Annotated in this window: 5 protein-coding genes; 1 reads left to right on the forward strand and 4 read right to left on the reverse strand. The window is 34.8% G+C overall.

All coding sequences use genetic code 11. The annotated features are described in order from the left end of the window. Nucleotides 1-279: 279 nt before the first annotated feature. Both BR65_RS01135 and BR65_RS01140 read right to left on the reverse strand, forming a co-directional pair. Nucleotides 280-1,902 carry a hypothetical protein gene (locus BR65_RS01135; protein WP_034536355.1) on the reverse strand — a complete coding sequence of 541 codons (1,623 nt, stop codon included), beginning with the start codon at nt 1,900-1,902 and terminating at the stop codon, nt 280-282. Continuing rightward, nucleotides 1,895-2,704 carry a hypothetical protein gene (locus BR65_RS01140; protein WP_034536356.1) on the reverse strand — a complete coding sequence of 270 codons (810 nt, stop codon included), beginning with the start codon at nt 2,702-2,704 and terminating at the stop codon, nt 1,895-1,897. The genes BR65_RS01135 and BR65_RS01140 overlap by 8 nt, the downstream gene beginning before the upstream one ends. A gap of 912 nt (nt 2,705-3,616) precedes the next feature. Between BR65_RS01140 and BR65_RS01145 the strand changes: the two genes are divergently transcribed. Then, nucleotides 3,617-4,402: a hypothetical protein gene (locus BR65_RS01145; protein WP_034536357.1), complete on the forward strand. Its 786-nt coding sequence runs from the start codon at nt 3,617-3,619 to the stop codon at nt 4,400-4,402. Nucleotides 4,403-4,797: 395 nt separating this feature from the next. Here the strand turns inward: BR65_RS01145 and BR65_RS01150 are convergent, their stop codons facing one another. Together BR65_RS01150 and BR65_RS01155 are read right to left on the reverse strand one after the other, a co-directional pair. After that, nucleotides 4,798-5,487, reverse strand: coding sequence for a hypothetical protein (locus tag BR65_RS01150; protein WP_034536358.1), 690 nt, complete (start codon nt 5,485-5,487; stop codon nt 4,798-4,800). Nucleotides 5,488-5,946: 459 nt separating this feature from the next. Then, the gene (locus BR65_RS01155) at nt 5,947-6,459 is read right to left on the reverse strand and encodes a GIY-YIG nuclease family protein (RefSeq protein WP_034536359.1); all 513 of its coding nucleotides are present in this window, start codon (nt 6,457-6,459) and stop codon (nt 5,947-5,949) included. Between the last annotated feature and the right edge of the window lie 103 nt (nt 6,460-6,562).

Genomic DNA, 6,562 nt, shown 5'->3' on the forward strand with positions numbered 1-6,562 from the left:
TGCTACGCATCCAACAAGGCAAGCAGCTAACATAGCTTATTCTTTATCCTCAGGTAAATATTCACTTTTATCTTTGTCTTTATTACTTTTTGCTGTCATTATACTTTTCCTCACTCTAAAAAAACTGGGGTAGCGCTAACTTCAATCCATTTATATACTCATAATCTACTGCTTCTGTGTCTAAATAATGTCGATGCATGGTGAGGTAGTTTTTCAAGTAATAAATGGGTTCAGTTGACTCCTAGTGGACATGGAGAGTCTTGTAACTTAAGACGTGGTTCATTTTATCAGACCTTTCTGGGCTCTGCAGTACTGTTCTCTGTACTTAAACAGCTCTCGTGTTTTCTTTGTCCAAATTTTCTTATCGGACCGGGAGAACGATTGAATATCTATAAGTTCCAGATTGGTGCTAATATATTGTCCATCCATCAACGCCTTTTCATTATTCATACCGGAGTAAAAGTATGTTTCGCCCCAGTAGAGCAATGTATCCGTTTTGCTACTGTAGGCAACCGTCAACGATCCATCAGCGGGATGATGATACATTCCGATTGGCCATTGCTGATTATTGTCCAGTTCAATGGTTTCTTCTGCGATTTTAATCAATGTCTGTACCAAAAGGAAAGCCATTTCTACTTGTGCATCTTCTCGGAGTAAGACATACTTTTCTAAATTCAAAAGTAGATGGGTCTCTAAGCTCAAATTGCGCAATTCCCAGCCTTCACCGCGAAACATCGCTCGGACACCGGAGGTAATGATGCGGTTAAAGTCATTTACATGAATGGTACGGCTACCTAGGATAAATTGGACTTTTAGATAGAAACCTAGTCGTTCCTTAAAGTTGATGTGAGGGGGGAAGTCCTCTTCCTTCTCTTCCCAAATGGGTAGGTTACGATTTGCATTTAAGTAATTGGCTTGGTCGCTTTTCTCCGTGCCGAATCGTCGGCGGATTTCTTTTTCTTGCAGTTGATTCACCTGTTCTGTAATAAGATCAGGACTTACTGGATTGCCATCAGTGTAATAAGTCGTTGCTACTTCTACTTCATCTAACCGCATTTGTTTTAACTGCTCTACTAGCTGTAGGTTTCCTTTTTTTGTTTGGAATTGTTTAAAAATTGGTTCGTGAAGTTCTTCAATAATTTTGAAGTTGGGCTTAAAATAGATAGAAAAAGCCTCGAAACATAAAGGAGCTGCAGCGAAGTTATGAATACTTTCAAGATTAGTAAACCCTTTTATTCCATAGTAAAACTCTCTTCCAGCAATTTCAGGGGTCATTTCAGCTTGGTTTAGAATTTCTTCTCTTAAGTCTGTACTTTTGGTAACGCGTTTTAATTCTTTCCGGATTTTGAAATAATAATTTGAAGACGTCTGTTTTAAGTGCTGATCAACATTATAGTTGTTCCATGCGGACAAAGCTACTGCAACGGAGCCAGCTTTGTAATAATGTGCTTTGTATAAGGTTAAGGATAGCCGATCTAAAAGTGCAGCTTGGTTATAAAAAACGGTCTCTTTTTTTAATAGTTCGGTATATATGTAAATCCGCAGTTCTAATGGCAGAAAGCTAATTTCGCGGGACATGTTAATCGTAAAGCGACCGCGATAATAAGGGATGAGGGTCTCATGCAGATATGTTTTCAAAGCTTCATTGTAAGTAATCCGCTCGGAATAAAGATTATCTATCTGTGTGTATAAAACCTGGAGTGCCTTCGTATAGCCAAACTGGTTGTAAGCATAATGGAACTCAAATTTTTTACTATTTATTTCAATCAAACTATAAAAATAAGTGACGAAGCCATCGATTGTTTGGAAATTCGGCTCCATTTGAATCAGTTTCTCTTCCTTGAGGGGAGTTATATTTTTTTCAGCTAATAATTGGTCAATCCATTCCGTTGCATTAATCATGGGTGAATGCCTCATTTCCGTTCAATTGTGTAATCCATTCTTTTAAGACTTCTGAAGTGTTGGTCCTACTTAATAGATAGACCTTGTTTTTTCCATATCGGCTTTCAAGTTGATACTGCGTGTCGTGCTGTGCGCGTTTCGTTAAGAAAAGAATATAGTCGTAATTTCCGTATGCATTGGCGCCATCTACGGCGGAATATTGATCGATTTTATCAAAATGATACGTGTTGAACCATTCGATGAGGACTTCCTCTGACCAGTAACTTTCATGGTAGATGGCTATTCGGGTACCAAATAGTTGATATTTCAACTGGACTTCCTGATCAATTTCTAGAAGTTTAAAGAAGCGATCTTCGTTGTCATTGATTTCTTCTGGTACGGTAGGTGCTGGTTTCTTTTCATTTTTCAAAAGCTGTCGATAGTCCTTTTCTGCTATTATTACAAGAGATTGGTCCGTTTCAGTCAAATATTGTGTGTACTGTCCATTTAGAAGACTATAGAGCCACGTATGATATGGTTTCGTTTGGAACATTTGCTTCCGATTATTGTCCGTAATTTTAGGGAAGCTATCCCGCCAGCTTTCATACCACGTCAATAACGTTTTAGCAGCAGAATGAAAATGTTGCGGATTCTTCTTTAGTTCTTTTATGCACCGCGCTAGGAAAGTTTGCTCTGTTTCGAGAAAAGTTCTTTGTGTAATTTCCTCTAAATGATTGGCACCAATTCCATTTTTTAAAATATAAGCAAGTGTGTCTCTAAAGATATTATGGTCTCGTTCGTTTATTGTTAGATAGGTGCTCAATAAATATTCTAATTCTTTCAGGGTGATGTCCTCCGTTTATTGTTTTCTTAAATATAGCAAAGGAAGAGTAAGATTACTACGGTTCCTTCATAAATGTATATTCACTAGTTAATTTTTTATCATAAATCTTAAATTTAAGTTGGCCACCCATATTGACTAAAATAAGGCTGTAACCTGTTGATATAACACATCAAAGCAGGAATTCCATGATAATGAGGTAGAATTATTAATTTTTTACAAGGATTGAGCAACAATATTCTAATTAATTTAAATATCTAATTTAAGATTTTTCTTCATTATCTATATTTATAAGTTTGAGTACCTAGGTATTATAATAATAACATCTTAGATATCATTTTGTACTCAATGTTTAAGATAAATAAAGTAACAGGTAACATCCAACCATTAATCTCTTTTTTTAAATATATACATCATACTTTTAGAAAAAATATTATTTTTATATTTGCAATGTTTAGGTGTACCCAAAACAAACGGAAACAGCATGTCTTCTTTGTACTGACAGAGGCGTTTAAACAGTAGTGAATGAAACAGTAACCTGCTATAATTAAAATGAGTTAAAATAACCAAACCTATAAGACAAGAGTATGATAGATATAAGGAGGTTATATTATGAGAAAAGATAAGAATTACCTGATTAACAATTTAGAGGAATTAGATAAAGAAGAATTCGATAATATTTAATGTAATTGTCAAATCTTTTTTCTACACCCCGGATGCACTGGTTTTCTACTACATCAGTTACATAGGATATAGGGATTATCATCGCGTCGAGGCGGCTATGAACAAGTACAATCCGATTGGTGAAGCACTCAATAGTGATTTAACTCTGAAATGCATCACGAGGGTAGTGACTCGATTTTCGCAAAAACTAAAAAATTAGGAGGCAAACGCATGGATATGCAATTTAGAGGGGTAGGCGACAAAAGCAACCGACCCTATGAAGTAAAATTAGAACATGAAAGGCGAATCACGAACTTCGAACAAAATCAGAGGCAATACAACCTCCCAACGCGTGTAATAGATACTGGACTTAAAACCAAGGAAGGTGAAGCATTGGTCGTTGGGTATTATGAACAAGAAAGAATATTAACGGACTTAAGCCAAGTCAACCGGATTTTCAAGGAGAATGGCTTTTTAATTGAATACGATGTGATTGATACATATGATTACGTCGGAGTGACTCAAGTATTCCCATCGGCTAAGCTCTCAATTATGTACTTGGATGCATATGCGAAACAAGAGGAGGCGCGCATGGCTGAGATCCAACTGGCTGAAGATTTGCAACTTCAAGAGTGGAACGGGTTTTTAGATGCTCACACGGGGAGGGGCTGGAAACCAGATACCAACCTGCATGTGCAACTCGTGTTGGTCACATCAGAAGAAGACCTCGAAACAGACACTGCTAAAATAGGAGAACTAATGCAAGGCGTTATTAATGCCTTGCGTGCTTATGCGAGTGGGGAAAAAGAAGCCTTGAAAAACCTTAACAAACGGTATAGCAACAAACGTTGGGGTTTGGAAGACATCGATACGATGCTCGAACGTTTAAAGAAATCGAACAAAAGTGAAATGAAAAAAGAAATGACTCGAGAAGAGAGTGAGGCATTCCTGCAACAAATTAACCTGATGACTGAAAGAAAAGACATCACAGGTAGGCCTCTCCGCGAAAAAAAATAGGATTAAGAGACGGAAGGCCTTTATATCATTGCCAGACTTCCTTAAACCAATAACTTCTTGTTGGGAGAACCCTTTTTTGGTGAGATTAATTTGCTATAACCATAGCAGATTAAGGTTCTTTTTGTATGTATAAAGGATATTGGACAATCTAAACACATGACAAATATAATTTGATACATGATCTAATAATTTGCATTCATAACTCAAGGCTAATGAACATGAATTAATAAACGCTACCTAACCTCTTTTTGCCACCTCATTTCTTATAATTATAAGTTGCAAAATTAAGCTTAACGAAAGATATTGGTATAAAAAAACGCATTTTAGTCCATTTTCGTGGATAGTGATCCACTTTTAAATCTGAAACTGGCTTAGAATGCGTTATTTTTTCTTGATTAATGATTCATTTCATTTATACAGTAGCTTATTAAGCTTAAAATCCTAAAATACAAATACTCTCTAAAATCATCCGAATAAATAGGCTCTTTTCCATTTTCGAAATGCCTAATATGGTAAGTATTGCCTATCTGTGTTAACTCCTGAAATTCTTTGCTTATCAGCTCTTTTGTTAATTCTGATTCTTTACTAACTATATCAATTAGCTTAGCTACAGACTTCTTTTTATTTTCTCCATAAACAGTCTTTAATCTTTCGAAAGTATCCCAAATTTTCTCTAATGCAATTTGCTTCTGTTTAGAATCCTTAGATCTTATATATATCTTCGATTCTTCTATTTTTTCGTTAATTATCTCATCTACCGCCCGAAGGGGAGTTTGGTTTAATTGTTCACTCCCTTCATTCTCAATTTCCTCATTGGACTGTTGCTCTACTGGATTAACAATCATATAAGCTAATATAGCTTCTTTTAATTGTTCAAGTTCTGGACGGTAATCAAACTCCGTTCCAGCGGCAGCCATTTTCCCTGACTCTCTGACATGTTTGGTTAGTCCGGGTAACAGAATAGAATATTTACTTCTTAAGTTTCTCCATAACTTTTCGGAGCCATTTCGTGAAGATAAACTCTCCTCTATTTTTGGAAGATCAATTTTTATTTGTTCATAGATTTCCTTTGTTATTTTGACCATGTTATATTCCTTTCTTATATATAATGTAGGATTAATATTTAAAATTCTTAAGTTATATCAAATTTATATCGCCGCAAAATTCCATACAACTTTATTCGAAAACGTGCAGGGAAAAATATGGCGATATTACAAGTTTAAAGGTCTATGTTTAGCAAAAATAGAGGTTAGGATCTCTTTTTTTATTCTTGATCTAATGTTTGCAATTCTTTTAAACCTTCAAAAAAACTCCAACCATTAGTAGAACGCCCGAAACTAACTCAGCGACACGAGAAGGACTATTAAAGGATAGATTAATAACTGCTTTTAGAATTCCATCTTCTTCAATTACCTTTCCATCTTCAATATAGCTATCAATGACACTATTGTAACGAGTATAAAAATTACCTGTTTTCCAAAACTCACTCGATGTTACAGGTCTGCGTAATTCACTATCTTTTGTTAAGACAAATTGTCCATCTTTTACAAAATACGAGATTTGTATTCTCTATTTTTAGGATAATAGAATTTCTCATTAATTAAGCTAGATGGAACAGGATCAATTGAAACTCCTTCAGCGCTTAAGAGAAACTCAATTTGTTTAATATAAGATAAAATATTGGGTTTGTCATACATACTAACATTTGGTTCATTTGTACGGGGGTCTTTATTCATAAGTGTAAAGTTACTTTTTTTAAATCGTTTAATAAATTCATATTCCATATAATCTATGGTTAACTTATCAAAGCTATTGTTATCGGTTACAAATAAAATGCAGTAAGACCAAAAATCTTTTTTATTAATATGATCAAATATGCGTTTTACGCCATTTATGGATTGGCCTATATACGTTTTTTTATTATCTGAGTCGCTATTGTCAAACAGAAAATAAATAGCATAATTGGTGGAAGAATCTAACTTTTCAATTTCTTTTATCTGTTCTTTTGTAAAATAAAAGCCTTTAATTTGATTTGTCCGATCTTGAAACACTTTCAAATGCGATGCTTTTTTTTCTTCTGGATAAAAATAAGTAATTGTCTTTTCTATGTTTATCTCCTCTTTCTTATGATAGATATAGGTTAATTATAACGCATATGTT

Origin of the sequence: Carnobacterium inhibens subsp. inhibens DSM 13024, assembly GCF_000746825.1 — a bacterium.
GTDB classification, from domain to species: Bacteria; Bacillota; Bacilli; order Lactobacillales; family Carnobacteriaceae; genus Carnobacterium_B; species Carnobacterium_B inhibens.